The sequence below is a fragment of the Brevibacillus fluminis genome, from assembly GCF_003710825.1.
Taxonomy (GTDB): Bacteria; Bacillota; Bacilli; order Brevibacillales; family Brevibacillaceae; genus Brevibacillus_D; species Brevibacillus_D fluminis.
The window spans coordinates 20,748-36,330 of the sequence record NZ_RHHQ01000022.1; the positions used below are offsets into that span (position 1 = coordinate 20,748).

Genomic DNA, 15,583 nt, shown 5'->3' on the forward strand with positions numbered 1-15,583 from the left:
ACATGCCGGGGAGTCCTTTTACTATCCAATTAGTTCCATACATAACGTTACAAATGGGGGGATCAAGGGTGCTAAAGAAAAACGTTTCCTTTTCAAAAGAGTGGTTTGCCCGCTTCAAACCGAAAAGGCTGCAGAAGCAGATCAAAGGAAACCGGACAATCACTGGATCTATCGCACAAAAAATGATCTCATTCGGCGTTCTTCTCGTTATCATTGTGATGGTAGCAGTACAATTGATTGCGCAAACGCTTTCGAAGCAAACCCTGATTAACATTACATCCGAGCAAGCAATCATGCTGGCCGAGCAGCACAGCAGCAATTTCAACGACTGGATGGAGGACTTAACGACCTCTGTCAAGCTGACTGCAGCCAAGCGGGTGATGGGAACCAATCTTGATCCATTGATCATGGAACAATTTCGATTGCTCAAGCAAGAATATCGTGAAATTTTGAAGATGTACTTGGTAGATGGAAACACGGGCGAAGAAATGTACTCGCTGACAGCTAAAAATCATCTGCAATTCCAAGGGAAGAAGTTTTTTGATAATGCAAAAAATACGAAAAGTGTAGTCGTCTCTGACGAGGAAATCGTCAAAGGTGCAGACAAAAGCGTCATATACATAGCAGCGCCAATCGGCGATTCGAATGAAGATACGACTCGTATTCTGGTCGTCGGGGTATCGGCACAGCAGTTGATCAAAAAAGTAGAAACGATTCCATTCATGACAAACGGTTTCGCCTTTGTTGTAAAGGGTGACGGACTTGTTACTGCTCATAAAGTAAAAGCGAACACCAACAACTACAATTTGTCCGAGCATGCAGAGTATGCGGAAATGCTGGCAAAAATGAAGGAGAAAAAGAGCGGAAGCCTGATTTATAACGAGGGCAACGTTCGCTCGTTCGCCGCATTTACACCGATTCCGCTGCTTGGCTGGAATTTGGTACTGACGACTTCCTTATCCGACATTTACGGCGAAATCGACCAAATGGCATGGATCATCACGCTGATCAGCATTCCGATCATCGCGTTGTCCGTCTGGTTGATCTGGTGGTTCGCGAAAAAGATTCGCACTTCGCTGTTTGCCATCGCAAACGACATGCAGCGTATTGGCAGCGGTGATTTCCAAGTACAGGTCGCTGTAAAAGGTGACGATGAAATCGCTCTGGTCGGCAAAACGATGAACAAGATGGTTGGAGAGTTGCGGAACCTTATTTCCATGGTACAAGCCCAGGCCGTACAGCTGAATTTGGCGTCGGATGAACTGAGTAAGCATGCCAATGGTAACAAGGAAGCGATTAATGATGTCACGAGCAACATCTCGTTCATTTCCGAAAAAGTGAGCGCGCAGACTAAAGATGTACAGTCGACCGCGACAACCGTATCCGAAATCTCTCATGCCGTGGAGCAAGTGGCGGTTGCGGCGGAGTCGACCACCTTGGCGACGTCCCGCACGTTCGATCGCGCTCGGGACGGAAAATCGCTTGTCGGTGAGGTCATCACCAATGTGCGTTCCGCAGTGGATGATGTCAAGCTCACAGCCACACGCATGCACAAACTGCGTGATCGGGCCAAAGAAATCACCAGCATTGTCGAAATGATTACAACCATCGCATCGCAAACCAATCTACTCGCGTTAAACGCTGCAATTGAAGCGGCACGGGCGGGCGAGGCAGGACGCGGATTCTCCGTCGTCGCGAGCGAAGTTCGTAAATTGGCAGAGGAAAGCAACGAGTTTTCCAGCAAAATTGCCCAAATCGCTCGTTCCATCAATGATGAGGCGATGGAGATGTCGTCTGATATGGACGGGATTGTCACCTCGGTAACAGCCGGGCTGTCTTCTGTCGAGTCGGTCGGAGCGTCCTTCGAAAATATCGTGGGTGATATCCAATCCGCAGCGGAGCAGAGCGAAGCGATGTCTGCGACGTCAGAGGAAATGGCGGCCGGCAACCAACTTGTCACTTCATCCATGCAAAGGCTCGCCTCCGTTTCAGAAGATATCAACTCCTCGATTCACGGCGTCGTCGAAACGATCGACGAGCAGCTGACTGCAATCGCGCGTATCAATGACAGCGTCGAACAGTTAAAGCACCTGGCGGATGAGCTGACAGACAGCGTCAAAAAATTTACAATCTAGTCCTTTCGAACCTCCTTTGCAATTTTGTAAAGGAGGTTATATTTTTCCTCCACTCTGGAAAAAATAGAGTCAAGAAATGGAGGGAAGGGACAACTATGAAATGGAGACGAAACTTGCTTGCTGGATGCATCATCAGTTTTAGTATTCTTTCCTCGCCGCTTGCAGCTGCCGCCGCAGAGCCACAGTTACAGATGGCGCCTCATGCAAAATCGGCCATTCTTTTGGAAGTAGATACAGGTACGATCCTTTTTGAAAAGAATGCAAATGAAAAATTGCCGCCCGCGAGCATTACGAAGGTGATGACGCTGCTGTTGATTATGGAAGCTATCGAACGCGGCGAGTTGAAGCTGACTGATAAAGTGCGGGCCAGCGAGCGGGCCGCTTCGATGGGTGGATCGCAAATTTTCCTTCAGCCCGGCGAAGAGATGACCGTGGACGACATGATCAAAGGCATTTCGATTGCATCGGGCAACGATGCTTCCGTCGCGATGGCGGAGCATATCGGCGGTACGGAAGAAGCGTTCGTCGCGAAGATGAATGAGCGGGCAAAGAAGCTCGGCATGAAAAATACCCACTTTGTCAATTCAAACGGGCTGCCGGTGCAAAACCACTACTCGTCTGCGATGGATATCGCCATCATGTCACGCGAGCTGCTCAAACACGAAATAATTACCAAATATACGGGAACGTATCAAGATTATTTGCGCAAAGATTCGGCGACACCATTCTGGCTGGTGAACACCAATCGGCTTGTGCGTTTCTATGAAGGCGTCGATGGGCTCAAGACTGGCTATACCGGTGAAGCCAAGTATTGCCTGACGGCGACTGCCAAACGAAATAATATGCGAGTCCTGTCCGTTGTGATGGGCGAGCCAGACACAAAGACGCGCAACAGCGAGATCGCTTCCATGTTCGACTATGCTTTCAATCACTACCAAGTGAACCCTTTGTATAAAAAAGGGGACGTGGTCGATCAGCTGACCGTCGACAAGGGTAAGGTGACGAAAGTGAATGTGGTCACACCCCGAGCTGTCAGCATGCTGATGAAAAAAGGTGAAAAGCCGGATATGTTCGAACGGCAAATCGTACTGAATCCACCGTTGTACGCACCGGTTTCCCGCGACAAAGCGGTGGGCCACATTTTCATCCGCACAAAGGACGGAAAAGAAATGACGCGAGTCGATCTGTATCCGGAAAAGACAATAGAAGCGGCAAACACATGGGACCTTCTCAAGCGAACAACAAGTAAAGTCATCGTCAGTTACCAATAGGAAGCGATCAGAACAAGTGCGAAAGAAATCGAGCAGCCGCGAAAAAACCGGAGGCTACTCGATTTTTTTGTTCTTTTGTCGACTGGCAGGAATTGGATAATGAGAGAGAGAACAGATAGTGCATAACAAGGAGAAGGAGTGGCACACACAATGAGCCTTCAGGTCACATTGGAAACAAAGCAGGATGTTTTGGTCATTCGCTTGCAGGGAGAACTCGATCACCACTCAGCAGAAGAGCTCAGGAAGCGTGCCGATGAGGTGTTGCGGAACGATCAGATCCGCCACATTTTGCTCAGTCTGGCAGGGTGCACCTTTATGGATAGCTCGGGTATCGGCGTGATTCTTGGGCGCTACAAGCAGGTGCTGGCTCGCGAAGGCGAGATGGTCGTCTGCTCGCTCAATCCGACTATTTACCGAATCTTCGAGATGTCAGGCTTGTTTAAAGTAATCAAGTTTCGTGAAAGTGAAATGGATGCACTACACATCCTGGGGGTGGCCTAAATGAAACAGGGGAATTTCATGAGCCTCGAATTTGCTGCATTGAGCCAAAATGAAGCATTTGCCCGCATTGCTGTCGCATCGTTCGTATCCCAACTGGATATTACAATGGATGAGCTTGAAGAGATTAAAACGGTTGTATCCGAAGCGGTAACGAACTCGATCATTCATGGCTATGAGGAAAATCCGGAAGGGATCGTCCGCATTAGCGTAGCGATGACGTCAGAACGTATCGAGCTGGTAATCGAAGACAATGGAAAAGGGATCGAAGATGTTGAGCAGGCAATGCAGCCGCTTTATACGACTAAGCCGGAATTGGAGCGTTCCGGCATGGGCTTTACGATTATGGAAAATTTCATGGATTCCATCGAGGTCGTCACGAGCCCGGGCAATGGAACCAAAATTCGTTTGAGCAAATGCCTTTCACTTTCTACAGCAATCCAAAACTAGGGGTAGTGCTATGGGAGCCGACATGAAAAACGCGAGTCAGCCGTTTTTGACAAATGTACAGGTCAAAGAGTTGATCGCGAGAAGCCAAGAAGGGGACGTACAAGCGAGAGAGCTTCTTGTGAACAGCAATATCCGTTTGGTGTGGTCCGTCGTTCAGCGTTTCATCAATCGAGGCTACGAAGCGGATGACCTTTTCCAGATTGGATGCATTGGCCTGTTGAAGGCAGTGGACAAGTTTGATTTGAATTATGATGTCAAATTTTCCACCTATGCAGTCCCGATGATCATCGGGGAGATTCAACGATTCCTGCGCGACGACGGGACTGTGAAAGTCAGCCGCTCGCTCAAGGAGACCGCCAACAAAGTGAGACGGGCCAAGGATGAGCTGTATAAGCAATTCGGGCGGTCGCCGACGATCGCGGAAGTGGCTGAGGCGATCGGTATTACGCCGGAGGAAGTGGTATTTGCCCAGGAAGCGAGTCGAGCGCCGTCGTCCATACATGAGACTGTCTTCGAAAACGACGGTGATCCGATTACCTTGATTGATCAGATTGCGGATGACAGTTTGGGCAAATGGTTCGACAAAATTGCTTTGCGCGAAGCCATCGACAAATTGAGCGATCGCGAAAAGCTGATCGTCTATCTCCGCTACTATAAAGATCAGACACAGTCCGAGGTAGCGGAGCGCTTAAGCATATCGCAGGTGCAAGTCTCCCGATTGGAAAAACGCATCTTGCAGACCATTCGCGACCAGATTGAGCAGTAAGCTCATCTGGTCGTTTTTTTGTGATAAAACCTGCGTTTAGTGAATGCAGAAGATCGCCCGCAAAAGTCTGTTCACCAAACCAAACGCATGCCCCACGCCGCGACCGCGCATACTAGCGTTATTCTGGCTGGAAGGGAGGCTGCGTGTGCGATGGCAGATTTGTTGTATTTTCGCCTGCGGAAGCGCCTATCGGTCAGTCCGGGGGCGACGATCTCGCTTGGCGACATTTGCCAATTGTTCATGGATGGCGAGTCAGAGCGAAACTTGGCCAAAATCCCCATCTATCAGGTGAAGCCAACAGACGGAAACCTCGTCATTATCGACGTGATGCAGGTGATCCAAAAGCTCCGCTCGATCTATCCAGAGCTTTCGCTGGAGGTGCAGGGGGCCTCACAAATCATCGTCGAGGTGCTGAGTCCGCGCAAAAAACCAAACCTGCTTTTGGTCGCATTGGTTTGGCTCGTCCTGTTCATCGGCTCAGGCCTTGCGATCATGAATTTCCATACCGATGTTAGCATGCTTCAGGTGCATCAGCGCATCTATTACTTGCTCACTGGCGAAACGAATTTGCAGCCTTTGGTTTTGCAAATCCCGTACTCGATCGGCATCGGGCTAGGGATGATTTTGTTTTTTAATCACATTTTCAAAAAGCGGATTAATGAAGAGCCAAGCCCGCTGGAGGTTGAGCTGTTTTTGTATCAGCAAAGCCTTGATCAATATTACATCCAACATGAAAACAAGGAGAATGAAAAAACGAAGCTATGAAACTGCTACAGGATTTCGCGCTCATCGTCACCGGTCTATCAGGGGGGATCGCTGTCGGCAGCGGCTTTGTCGCGTTTATTACTGTGCTGGACATCATCCCGCGGCTCACCCAGCTGACCAGCTCCGCTTCCTATATACGTTCCTATGAATGGGCGCTGATCACAGGCGTCCTCTTTTTCACGCTGATCGATTTTTTCGTTTGGGTGGTGCACCTTCCGGCAATAGTGACTGCCGTTTTCGGGGTCTTTGCCGGTCTGTTCGTCGGGACGTTGGCCGCTGGTCTGACCGAGGTTCTCAATGTCTTTCCGATATTGGCCAAACGGATTAGCCTGCAGGAGTCAATGCTGTGGTTATTGATGGCGATGGTGTTCGGTAAAATGATCGGTTCGCTACTTCAGTGGCTGCTTCAACTGTGATGGCAAAATTCGCTACTCATAGAACCCAGTTTTTTCTGAGAACCTACAGATAGGTGACAAGGAAAGGTGTGAGGAAAGAGATGGCGACGAAAGTAAAGCAACGTCCCTCTTTTGAGATGTCGCAAGCCTTGTATCAGCAGCAGGCGAACAAGTTCAAACCGAAGCGAAATGTGCTGCTCAATTCGATACGGGCGTTTTGGGTAGGCGGGGCCATTTGTCTTTTGGGACAGGCGATCCAAAATTTTTATATCAGTGTGTTTCATTTCACCGAAAAAACGGCTGGGAATCCGACAGTGGCTACCCTTATTTTCATTTCCGTGCTGTTGACTGGGCTTGGAATCTACGACAACATCGGCCAATACGCGGGGGCTGGTTCAGCTGTTCCGGTCACAGGCTTCGCCAACTCGATCGCATCAGCTGCAATCGAGCATAAAAGCGAAGGATATGTCCTTGGTGTTGGCGGTAACATGTTCAAACTAGCAGGCTCAGTCATCGTTTTTGGGGTCGTAGCCGCATTTGTCGCTGCGATCATAAAAGTCATCTATAAAATGGTGACGTAACAAAAGGACAGCGAAAATGTTATCGGAACGAGCGAGAAGCGAGGGGGAATGACAGGTGGCAGTTGCAGCAGCGGCACCAACGGCCCGATTGAGCCGGCAAACCTGGCAATTTACCCAAGACGTGCGCATTCACGGTTCTGCGGTCGTCGTGGGTCCCAAGGAAGGGGAAGGGCCGCTTGGCTCTCTCTTCGACAAAGTGTATGGCGACATGTATGCCGGACAGAAAACGTGGGAAGAGGCAGAGCGAGCCATGCTGGAGGAGGCAATCAGCCTCGCCATCTCAAAAGCGAAGCTTACGTCGCAAGAAGTGGATCTTATTCTGGCAGGTGATTTGCTGAACCAAAATATCACGGCTACATTTTCTGCACAAACGATGGGAGTTCCGTTAATGGGAATGTATGGCGCTTGCTCGACCTCGATGCTGACGCTTGCCAATGCCGCAGCTATGGTCAATGGCGGGTATGCGAACTATGCCATCGCAGCATGCAGCAGCCATAACGCGACAGCAGAGCGGCAGTTTCGCTACCCGACGGAATATGGAGGACAAAAGCCTCCGACAGCACAGTGGACCGTTACAGGCGCAGGAGCAGGGCTTGTTGGCCTCGGCGGCACCGGACCGCGTGTTACACATGCTACAGTTGGCAAGGTGATCGACATGGGGGTTCACGATCCGCAAGACATGGGCACGGCGATGGCACCGGCTGCGGTCTCGACTTTGATCACACATTTTCACGATACGGATCGGCAGCCGAAGGACTACGATCTGATCGTAACCGGCGACCTTGCTTCGGTTGGCTATGCAATCGCCAAAAATTTGTTGGAGCAGGAAGGATACCAACTGGGCAACGTTTATAACGACTGCGGCCTCATGATTTTCTCGTCCGATCAGGACGTTTTTGCAGGCGGAAGCGGTTGTGCCTGCAGCGCGGCCGTAACATACAGCTACATCTTGGACCAATTGCAAAAAGGATTTCTCAAGCGGGTGCTCGTATGTGCAACGGGGGCCCTGCTCAGCCCGATCAGTACGTTGCAAGGAAATGCGATCCCCTGCATTGCGCATGCGGTCGCATTGGAAGGAGGAGGGGCATAATGGAGTATGTCATCGCGTTTATCGTCGGCGGCTTGATCTGTGTCGTAGGTCAGCTGCTGCTCGATGTGGGGAAATTGACGCCTGCGCATGTCATGAGCATTTTGGTCGTGTCAGGTGTCGTACTCGACTTTATCGGGGTCTATGATCCGTTTATCGATTTTGCAGGTGCAGGCGCAACGGTGCCAATCACAAGCTTTGGTCATTCGCTGTATCACGGCGCCATGCAGGAAGCGGATCAGGACGGCTTGATTGGTGTCATAACCGGAATTTTTGAGGTGACGAGCGCAGGTATTTCCGCAGCCATCGTGTTTGGCTTCCTAGCTTCCCTCGTTTTCAAACCAAAAGGCTGAGCATGCTGCTAGAGCGGGAGGAATTCGCGTGGCAGAGGCAAAAAGACGCGTCATCATCATAACGGATGGGGACTATGTCGCTCAAAAAGCGGTGGAGCATGTGGCCCGCGAAGTTGGCGGACGCTGCATTACACTTTCAGCGGGGAACCCAACCTCTTTGTCTGGCAAGCAAATGGTCGCTTTGATTAAAATGGCGGCGAACGATCCGGTGCTCGTCATGTGTGATGACAACGGCAATTACGGTCGCGGTCGCGGCGAGCAAGCGATCGAATACGTGCTGAAGCATCCTGACATCGAAGTGATCGGCGCGATCGCTGTCGCCTCCAACACGAGATGGGTGCATGGCGCAAGAGTGCTTTATTCCATCGACCAGGCAGGACAGATCGTGGAGGAAGCGGTCGATAAAGAAGGACACAGCGATAAAAGGCTACAGCACCGCATCTACGGAGATACAGTGGACATCATCAATCGCTATCACATTCCCAATGTAATTGGAATAGGTGACATCGGCAAAATGGAGGGCAGAGACCGACTTTTGGACGGTTGCCCTGTCACATTGAAAGCCGTGCAGTGGATCTTGCAGAGGAGTGAACGCCATGATCGCGGAGAAACAGACGGGTTACAGGCAAAAGGAACGGCTCATCGGTTCCCATCTTGATGAAAACAAAGCGGTTCTCGACGATATGCTCGGCATCGGCGTCACCTTTGACATCGGTGTACATGACTTCTCAATCGGGCATACCAAAGTGCTTCTTTACTATATCAATGGTTTTGCTGACAGTATTCTTATCACTGAGATTTTAAAGGACTTGAATGATTTACGGGAGCGGGAAATGCAGAACAATGTATTTGAACACTTGTATCACAAATACATTCCGTATTTCCAATTAACAAAAGTTGGAAAGATTGATGAATTTCTAGATAAGCTCCTTGTTGGGCAGGTTGGTCTGATCATCGATGGAGAGGCGCAAGGAATTCTGATAGATGCCAAAGCGTTTCCGGGAAGGTCTCCTGCGGAACCGGATACAGAGCGGGTAGTTCGCGGCGCACATGACGGGTTTACGGAAACCCTCGTCATCAATACAGCATTGACGAGAAGACGGATACGGGACGAGAGACTGCGTTTTGAGATCATGCAGATTGGCGAACGGTCTAAAACGGATGTGGCGGTTGCGTATTTGCAAGATGTGGCAAATACGAAGCTGGTGGACACAATCAAGGAGAAGTTGCAAAACATTCATATCGACGGGATCCCGATGGCGGAAAAAACGGTTGAAGAGTTCATCATCGGCAAAACATGGAACCCGTTCCCGATGGTACGCTATACGGAACGACCGGATGTGGCGGCGATCCATTTGTTGGAAGGGCATGTCCTCGTGTATGTCGATACGTCTCCAAGTGTGATGATTACGCCGACCACTTACTTCCACCATGTGCAGCATGCCGAGGAGTACCGTCAGACGCCTGTGGTGGGTGCGTATCTGCGGTGGGTTCGCTTCATTGGCATTATCGCATCGTTGATTCTTTTGCCGCTGTGGCTCTTGCTGGTGCTGCACCCCGAATTGACACCAGATACGCTTGACTTCCTCGGGGTTAAGCAAAAAGGCAGTATCCCGCTTTTATTCCAGTTTTTGCTGGCAGAGATTGGGTTAGATCTGATGCGGATGGCAGCGATTCATACACCTTCACCGCTGGCAACTGCAATGGGCTTGGTTGCTGCGATTTTGGTGGGGCAGGTGGCGATTCAGGTAGGACTGTTCTCGCCGGAAGTCATTCTATACCTTTCACTTGCTGCAATCGGAACGTTTGCGACACCAAGCTATGAACTGTCGCTTGCCAACCGGATTGTGCGGATATTCCTCTTGATCATGGTAGGTCTGTTCGGATTAGTCGGCTTGATGATCGGCTTCGGGGCGGTCTTACTGCTCTTAGCCTGCACACGTTCGCTCAATACCCCTTATCTCTGGCCGTTGATTCCGTTTAATTACAAAGCCATCAAAGGAATTTTCGTCCGTTTGGCGGTTCCAGCGATGAACAAGCGACCAAGCATTGTAAAGTCGCAAAATCCGCAGCGACAATAGCCGTGGCCCATTGTCAAGCGTAGATTTTGTGTGATATATTAAGAAATAATTTACTCAAGTAAAGAGTTGTGACTGGCGCTTGTTTTGCGTCAGTTGTTTTTCTTTGCGGTTAAGGGAGACATAGAGGAGGAGCCAGAGGATGTATTTACATGGTACGAGTCGAATTAATCAACTGGGGCATTTGGAAATTGGCGGATGCGATGCTGTTAAACTGGCCCAGGATTACGGAACGCCGCTTTATGTGTATGATGAAGAACTCATTCGCAACAAATGCCGCGCCTATGTAACAGCTTTTCAGGAGAGCGGCTTCCGGTTTCAGGTAACCTATGCAAGCAAGGCTTTTTGTACCATGGCGATGTGTGCGCTGATCGAAGAGGAAGGCCTGTCGCTCGATGTGGTCTCCGGCGGTGAATTGTATACCGCTCTGTCAGCAGGGTACCCAGCGGATAAAATTCACTTCCACGGCAATAACAAATCGCCGGACGAAATTGTTCAGGCTCTCGATGCGAACATCGGCTGTTTTGTTGTCGACAATTTTTATGAGCTGGAGCTTTTGAATGCATTGGCTTGTGAGCGCGGCAAACGCGTCGATATCCTCCTTCGCACGACACCAGGTGTGGAAGCGCATACGCATGAATACATTTCGACTGGTCAGCAAGACTCCAAGTTCGGCTTCGATATTAAGAGTGGTCAAGCCATTGAAGCGATTAGTCGCTCCCTCGCTTTGCCGGGTCTCCACCTTTTAGGTGTCCATTCGCATATCGGATCGCAAATTTTCGAGACAGACGGCTTTGTCATTGCGATCAAGCTATTGATCGAGCTGCTTGCGGATGCAAAAGAAAAGGACGGATTCGAGCCGACCGTTCTGAATGTAGGCGGCGGTTTTGGTATTCGTTACGTCGATGGGGATACGCCATTGGAGCCGGGTGATTACGTGCGTGCCATCACCTCGACGGTCAGAACCGAATGTGAAAGCCGCAATATGTCGCTTCCTGAGCTGTGGATCGAACCAGGCCGCAGCATTGTAGGCGATGCTGGCACGACACTGTACACCGTTGGATCGAGCAAAACCATTCCGGGATTGCGCAAATACGTGGCAGTAAACGGAGGCATGACCGACAATCTGCGTCCAGCGCTTTATCAGGCACAATATGAAGCCGCACTGGCGAACCGGATGAATGAGGCTGAATTGGAAATTGTCTCAATTGCCGGAAAGTGCTGTGAATCGGGCGACATGCTCATCTGGGATGTATCCCTGCCCGAGCCGAAAGCCGGTGACATTTTGGCCGTATCCAGCACGGGTGCATACGGCTATGCGATGTCCAACAATTACAACCGGATCGCACGCCCAGCTGTCATTTTCGTCAAAGACGGGGAAGCGACTGAAGTGGTTGCCCGCGAAACGATGCAGGATCTGGTCAAAAACGACAAGCTGCTGCAAAAACAAAACCGTTAAACATGAATCGAAAATCCTTCGTTTGCCGATGGCGGCGAAGGGTTTTTTATGTTTCGATGGGACTTTGGTGCCATTTCTTTCATGTAAGCTTAACCTAACCTTCACAATTGGTTTAAACTGACCTGAGATAATGGGCTTAGAGGAGGAAAGATTCCCCATGTTCTTTTCCTGGATGAGATCCTTACAAAAATGGCCCGTTTTTTTACGTGAAAATAGAGTTGAATTCAAGAACGCAATCGCGCAAGAGCTGCGGAAAGAGTCTGCGGTAATCTTGTTTTATGTCGATATCGTTCGGCTGACGGAAATCGAAAACAGATACGGGGATATGACCGCGAAGCGCGTCTTGACCCGGTACGAACAGCTTCTTCCCGAGGTCGCACAGTCGATTCTCGGGATAAAAGGCTTGGTGCTTGGCATCGTGAAGCTGTGGGGCGATGATTTCGCCATCTATGCTTCTTTTCCGAACGGAACAAGCGAGGAAGAGTATCGGCTTCTTTCCATCAGCGTACAGGATCGGGTGGAAAGCTTAATGAATCAGCAGATCAAACTGGTGAATCGGGAAGACTTGCGTGTCCGCATCGGTTACGCGCAGCTAGCGGGCCGCGATGTGACGAAAGAGATGTACACGTCGATGAAGCATGCGATTCAAATGGCTAAATACGGGTTAACGACCGATAAGTACAGCCAGATTCGGCAATTTCATCACATTTTGAAGCAGGAAGAAGTGCAGATGCTGTTCATGCCGATCGCGTCGCTCAAAGACGGCGAACCTCTCGGGTGGGAAGCGCTTGCACGAGGGCCGGAGAACAGTCAATTCTATTCGCCGGCAGCACTGTTTTCCTACGCCGAGGAAACTGATTCGGTTTTCCGTTTGGAACAGCTGTGCCGCAAGCGTGCGTTTGAACAGCTGCGCTATTTGCAACCTCATCAAAAAATGTTCATCAATCTCGATCCGCGTGCCATTGACGACCCGTTTTTGTTGCGAGGTCAAGCGCTCAGAATGTTGGAGGAATCCAACCTAAACCCGGGTAACATCGTGTTTGAAATTACGGAGCGGCATGCGATCACCAACTATCAGGTTTTTCGCAAGGTCATTGAAGAGTATCGGAAAAAAGGGTATTTAATCGCAGTAGACGATGCAGGGGCAGGATATTCGAGCCTCGAATCCATCACCGAAATTTACCCCGATTACATCAAGCTCGATATGTCCCTAATTCGCGGCATTGACACGGATTCGATCAAGCAGGCGCTTTTGGAGACAATCGTGCAATTTGCTGAAAAAGTGAAGTGCAAGATCATTGCGGAAGGCATCGAAACCGAAAAAGAGCTGAACACGCTGATGGAAATCGGTGTTCCTTATGGTCAAGGATATTTTCTCGGAAAGCCGGCCAAGGGGATGACCAAAATCAAGGGCGACGCGCTGACCTTCATTGATGCCGTGAGCAGCCGTGAAGAGAACCGGACGTATTTTCATCGCGGCCATTTTGCCACGGTAGGCGAAATCACCACGAAGACGGTCGTGGCCAAAAAGGATATGCGTGTGCGTCAGGTGCACCAATTGTTTGAACAAAACCAGCGAATCGACAGCATTGTGGTGCTGGATGGCGAAAAGCCGGTAGGGATGCTGATGAGGTTCCAGCTGTATCAAATTTTGGGTGGGCAGTACGGGATTGCCTTGTATTATGAGCGCCCCGTTTCACAGGTGATGAATTATAATCCGCTGATTGTGGAGCAATCGCAGGCGATCGATGAGGTGGCAAAGCTCGCGATGGCGCGTGACGCGTATCATCTGTATGATGTGGTCATCGCAACCGATCAAGAAGGGGCATATGCTGGGATCGTGTCCGTGCAAAGCCTGCTGGATAAAATGGCATCCATCAAGCTGGAGCTCGCCACTTTCGCGAATCCGTTAACTGGGCTGCCGGGGAACGTGCAGATTGAGCGGGAGCTGGGCAAAAGGCTGTATGGGCGTGAGCCGTTCATCGTCATTTATTGTGATCTCGACCGGTTCAAATGGTTCAACGATCAATTTGGCTTTGAAACAGGGGACCAAATTATCCGGAGCACAACACAGCTGCTGAAGAACACCATTCAAGCGGTCGGCAATCGCGACGATTTCATCGGCCATATCGGCGGCGATGATTTCATCATTATCACCACTGACAAGCGGATGCTCGAGGTCACCAGCTACCTGATGGAAAGCTTCGATACATCGATGGCCGACTTGTATGAGCGCAGGCGCAAATGTACGGGCGAATTGCCAATCCTCTCCCTTTCTCTAGCAGGGCTGTACGTCCACCCGGAGCGCTATCGGAGTGTGGAAGAAATCGCGGAACAGGCAGCGGTTTTAAAGAAAAGGGCCAAACAGTTGCCGGGCACTTCTTTTGTCACGGATTATCCGGAATACCGCCGAAGCGTTGAAGCGGGCTTGCTTGCAGGCGAGTAGTCGGCTAATATAGAGAAGATGTGAAAGCAAAGGGAGGTTTATCCATGAAAACGGCAAAAATCACGTTGGAAAACGGCAAAGAAGTAACGCTTGATCTGTTCGATGAAGCGGCTCCTGGAACCGTAGCCAACTTTGAAAAACTGGCAAACGAAGGTTTCTATAACGGCCTTTCTTTCCACCGCGTCATCCCAGGCTTCGTCGCACAAGGCGGATGCCCTCATGGTACAGGCACAGGCGGCCCTGGTTACACGATCAAATGTGAAACAGCTGGCAACCCGAACAAACACGTAAAAGGTGCGCTCTCCATGGCTCATGCTGGGAAAGACACAGGCGGAAGCCAATTCTTCATCTGCTACGATGCATTCCCGCATCTGGATGGCGTACATACTGTATTTGGCCAAGTGAGAGAAGGCATTGAGCACGTAGATGCCATCAAACAAGGCGACAAAATGAAAGAAGTAAAAGTTCTCTAATCATAGTTACGAGAATTGGTGAAGGCATCTGCTATAAACAGCGGATGCCTTCGCTGTTTTACGTAACGGGTTCCTGCTTGTTTCAATACGGAACTCTTGGTATGCTAATAGGTAGTCGTTTTTGGTCAGGAGGTTTTCTATGGATTTTTCCAACCTGTTTCATTTTGATTGGAGCACCGTTCCATTTCGCATGATTGCGTTTGTGATTGCTTTTTCGCTCCACGAGTGGGCACATGCCTTTGTCGCTTGGCGGTTGGGTGACAACACGGCGAGAAATGAAGGGAGGCTGACGGTCAATCCGATTCCCCATATTGACCCGTTTGGATTGATTTTGATTTTGTTCGGACCATTCGGATGGGCGAAGCCGGTGCCGATTAATCCGCTACATTTTCGCGGGAACAAGCGGTTGGGGATTGTGTATGTATCAGCTGCAGGCCCGATTGTAAACCTTGTTTTGGCGTTTTTGTTTTGTTTGCTATTCATTGCGGCAGATCATTCTGCTTGGGTTTACAGCTTATCTGATAAATGGGCAGCAGCAGTCATGTATACGTTAGGGGCATGCATTACAATTAACTGCGGTTTGTTCGTGTTCAATCTACTCCCGATTCCACCATTGGATGGATCTAAAATTTTCCGTTTTCTCGCACCTCGCAGCTGGGAGCCGTTTTTTTACAAGCTTGAAATGTATGGACCTTGGGTGTTGCTCTTAATGATTTTCATTCCGGGGCTCAGTACCTACATTTTAGGGACGCCGCTCGTTTTGCTGTTGAATGTGATTCAAACTCTGGCAGCACGTACCCTCGGGTATTGATGGGAACGATTATGA

At 50.0% G+C, this 15,583-nt stretch carries 16 protein-coding genes; all 16 read left to right on the forward strand.

Annotated elements, in window-relative coordinates; genetic code table 11:
• Positions 1-68 precede the first annotated feature (68 nt).
• The 16 genes from EDM56_RS24890 (at position 69) to EDM56_RS24965 (ending at position 15,568) form a co-directional block, all read left to right on the forward strand.
• Positions 69-2,135, forward strand: a complete 2,067-nt coding sequence (locus EDM56_RS24890) for a methyl-accepting chemotaxis protein (RefSeq protein ID WP_246009525.1) — start codon at positions 69-71, stop codon at positions 2,133-2,135.
• Positions 2,136-2,230: 95 nt separating this feature from the next.
• A complete protein-coding gene (locus EDM56_RS24895; protein ID WP_122920648.1) occupies positions 2,231-3,406 on the forward strand; it encodes a D-alanyl-D-alanine carboxypeptidase family protein in 1,176 nt (391 codons plus the stop codon).
• A 150-nt stretch (positions 3,407-3,556) separates the two neighbouring features.
• Positions 3,557-3,907 carry an anti-sigma F factor antagonist gene (spoIIAA, locus tag EDM56_RS24900; RefSeq protein WP_122920649.1) on the forward strand — a complete coding sequence of 117 codons (351 nt, stop codon included), beginning with the start codon at positions 3,557-3,559 and terminating at the stop codon, positions 3,905-3,907.
• Positions 3,908-4,354, forward strand: a complete 447-nt coding sequence (gene spoIIAB, locus EDM56_RS24905; RefSeq protein ID WP_122920650.1) for an anti-sigma F factor — start codon at positions 3,908-3,910, stop codon at positions 4,352-4,354.
• Between the two features lie 10 nt (positions 4,355-4,364).
• Positions 4,365-5,120 carry an RNA polymerase sporulation sigma factor SigF gene (gene sigF / locus EDM56_RS24910; protein WP_122920651.1) on the forward strand — a complete coding sequence of 252 codons (756 nt, stop codon included), beginning with the start codon at positions 4,365-4,367 and terminating at the stop codon, positions 5,118-5,120.
• Positions 5,121-5,270: 150 nt separating this feature from the next.
• Positions 5,271-5,885 carry a stage V sporulation protein AA gene (locus tag EDM56_RS24915; RefSeq protein WP_122920652.1) on the forward strand — a complete coding sequence of 205 codons (615 nt, stop codon included), beginning with the start codon at positions 5,271-5,273 and terminating at the stop codon, positions 5,883-5,885.
• A complete protein-coding gene (locus EDM56_RS24920) occupies positions 5,882-6,301 on the forward strand; it encodes a stage V sporulation protein AB (RefSeq protein ID WP_122920653.1) in 420 nt (139 codons plus the stop codon). Before EDM56_RS24915 ends, EDM56_RS24920 begins: the two co-directional genes overlap by 4 nt.
• Before the next feature lie 80 nt (positions 6,302-6,381).
• Entirely contained in the window at positions 6,382-6,861 is a 480-nt protein-coding gene (spoVAC, locus tag EDM56_RS24925; protein WP_122920654.1) for a stage V sporulation protein AC, read from the forward strand.
• A 55-nt stretch (positions 6,862-6,916) separates the two neighbouring features.
• Entirely contained in the window at positions 6,917-7,951 is a 1,035-nt protein-coding gene (spoVAD, locus tag EDM56_RS24930) for a stage V sporulation protein AD (RefSeq protein ID WP_122920655.1), read from the forward strand.
• A complete protein-coding gene (spoVAE, locus tag EDM56_RS24935) occupies positions 7,951-8,301 on the forward strand; it encodes a stage V sporulation protein AE (protein ID WP_122920656.1) in 351 nt (116 codons plus the stop codon). Before spoVAD ends, spoVAE begins: the two co-directional genes overlap by 1 nt.
• Positions 8,302-8,329: 28 nt before the next feature.
• The gene (spoVAEA, locus tag EDM56_RS24940; RefSeq protein ID WP_122920657.1) at positions 8,330-8,959 is read left to right on the forward strand and encodes a stage V sporulation protein SpoVABEA; all 630 of its coding nucleotides are present in this window, start codon (positions 8,330-8,332) and stop codon (positions 8,957-8,959) included.
• The gene (locus EDM56_RS24945; RefSeq protein WP_122920658.1) at positions 8,898-10,382 is read left to right on the forward strand and encodes a spore germination protein; all 1,485 of its coding nucleotides are present in this window, start codon (positions 8,898-8,900) and stop codon (positions 10,380-10,382) included. The genes spoVAEA and EDM56_RS24945 overlap by 62 nt, the downstream gene beginning before the upstream one ends.
• A 139-nt stretch (positions 10,383-10,521) precedes the next feature.
• The gene (lysA, locus tag EDM56_RS24950) at positions 10,522-11,838 is read left to right on the forward strand and encodes a diaminopimelate decarboxylase (protein ID WP_122920659.1); all 1,317 of its coding nucleotides are present in this window, start codon (positions 10,522-10,524) and stop codon (positions 11,836-11,838) included.
• A 157-nt stretch (positions 11,839-11,995) separates the two neighbouring features.
• Complete coding sequence (locus EDM56_RS24955) at positions 11,996-14,284, forward strand: GGDEF domain-containing protein (protein WP_122920660.1); 2,289 nt, start codon at positions 11,996-11,998, stop codon at positions 14,282-14,284.
• Between the two features lie 44 nt (positions 14,285-14,328).
• Complete coding sequence (locus EDM56_RS24960; RefSeq protein ID WP_122920661.1) at positions 14,329-14,757, forward strand: peptidylprolyl isomerase; 429 nt, start codon at positions 14,329-14,331, stop codon at positions 14,755-14,757.
• A gap of 139 nt (positions 14,758-14,896) precedes the next feature.
• The gene (locus EDM56_RS24965; RefSeq protein WP_122920662.1) at positions 14,897-15,568 is read left to right on the forward strand and encodes a site-2 protease family protein; all 672 of its coding nucleotides are present in this window, start codon (positions 14,897-14,899) and stop codon (positions 15,566-15,568) included.
• Positions 15,569-15,583 lie beyond the last annotated feature (15 nt).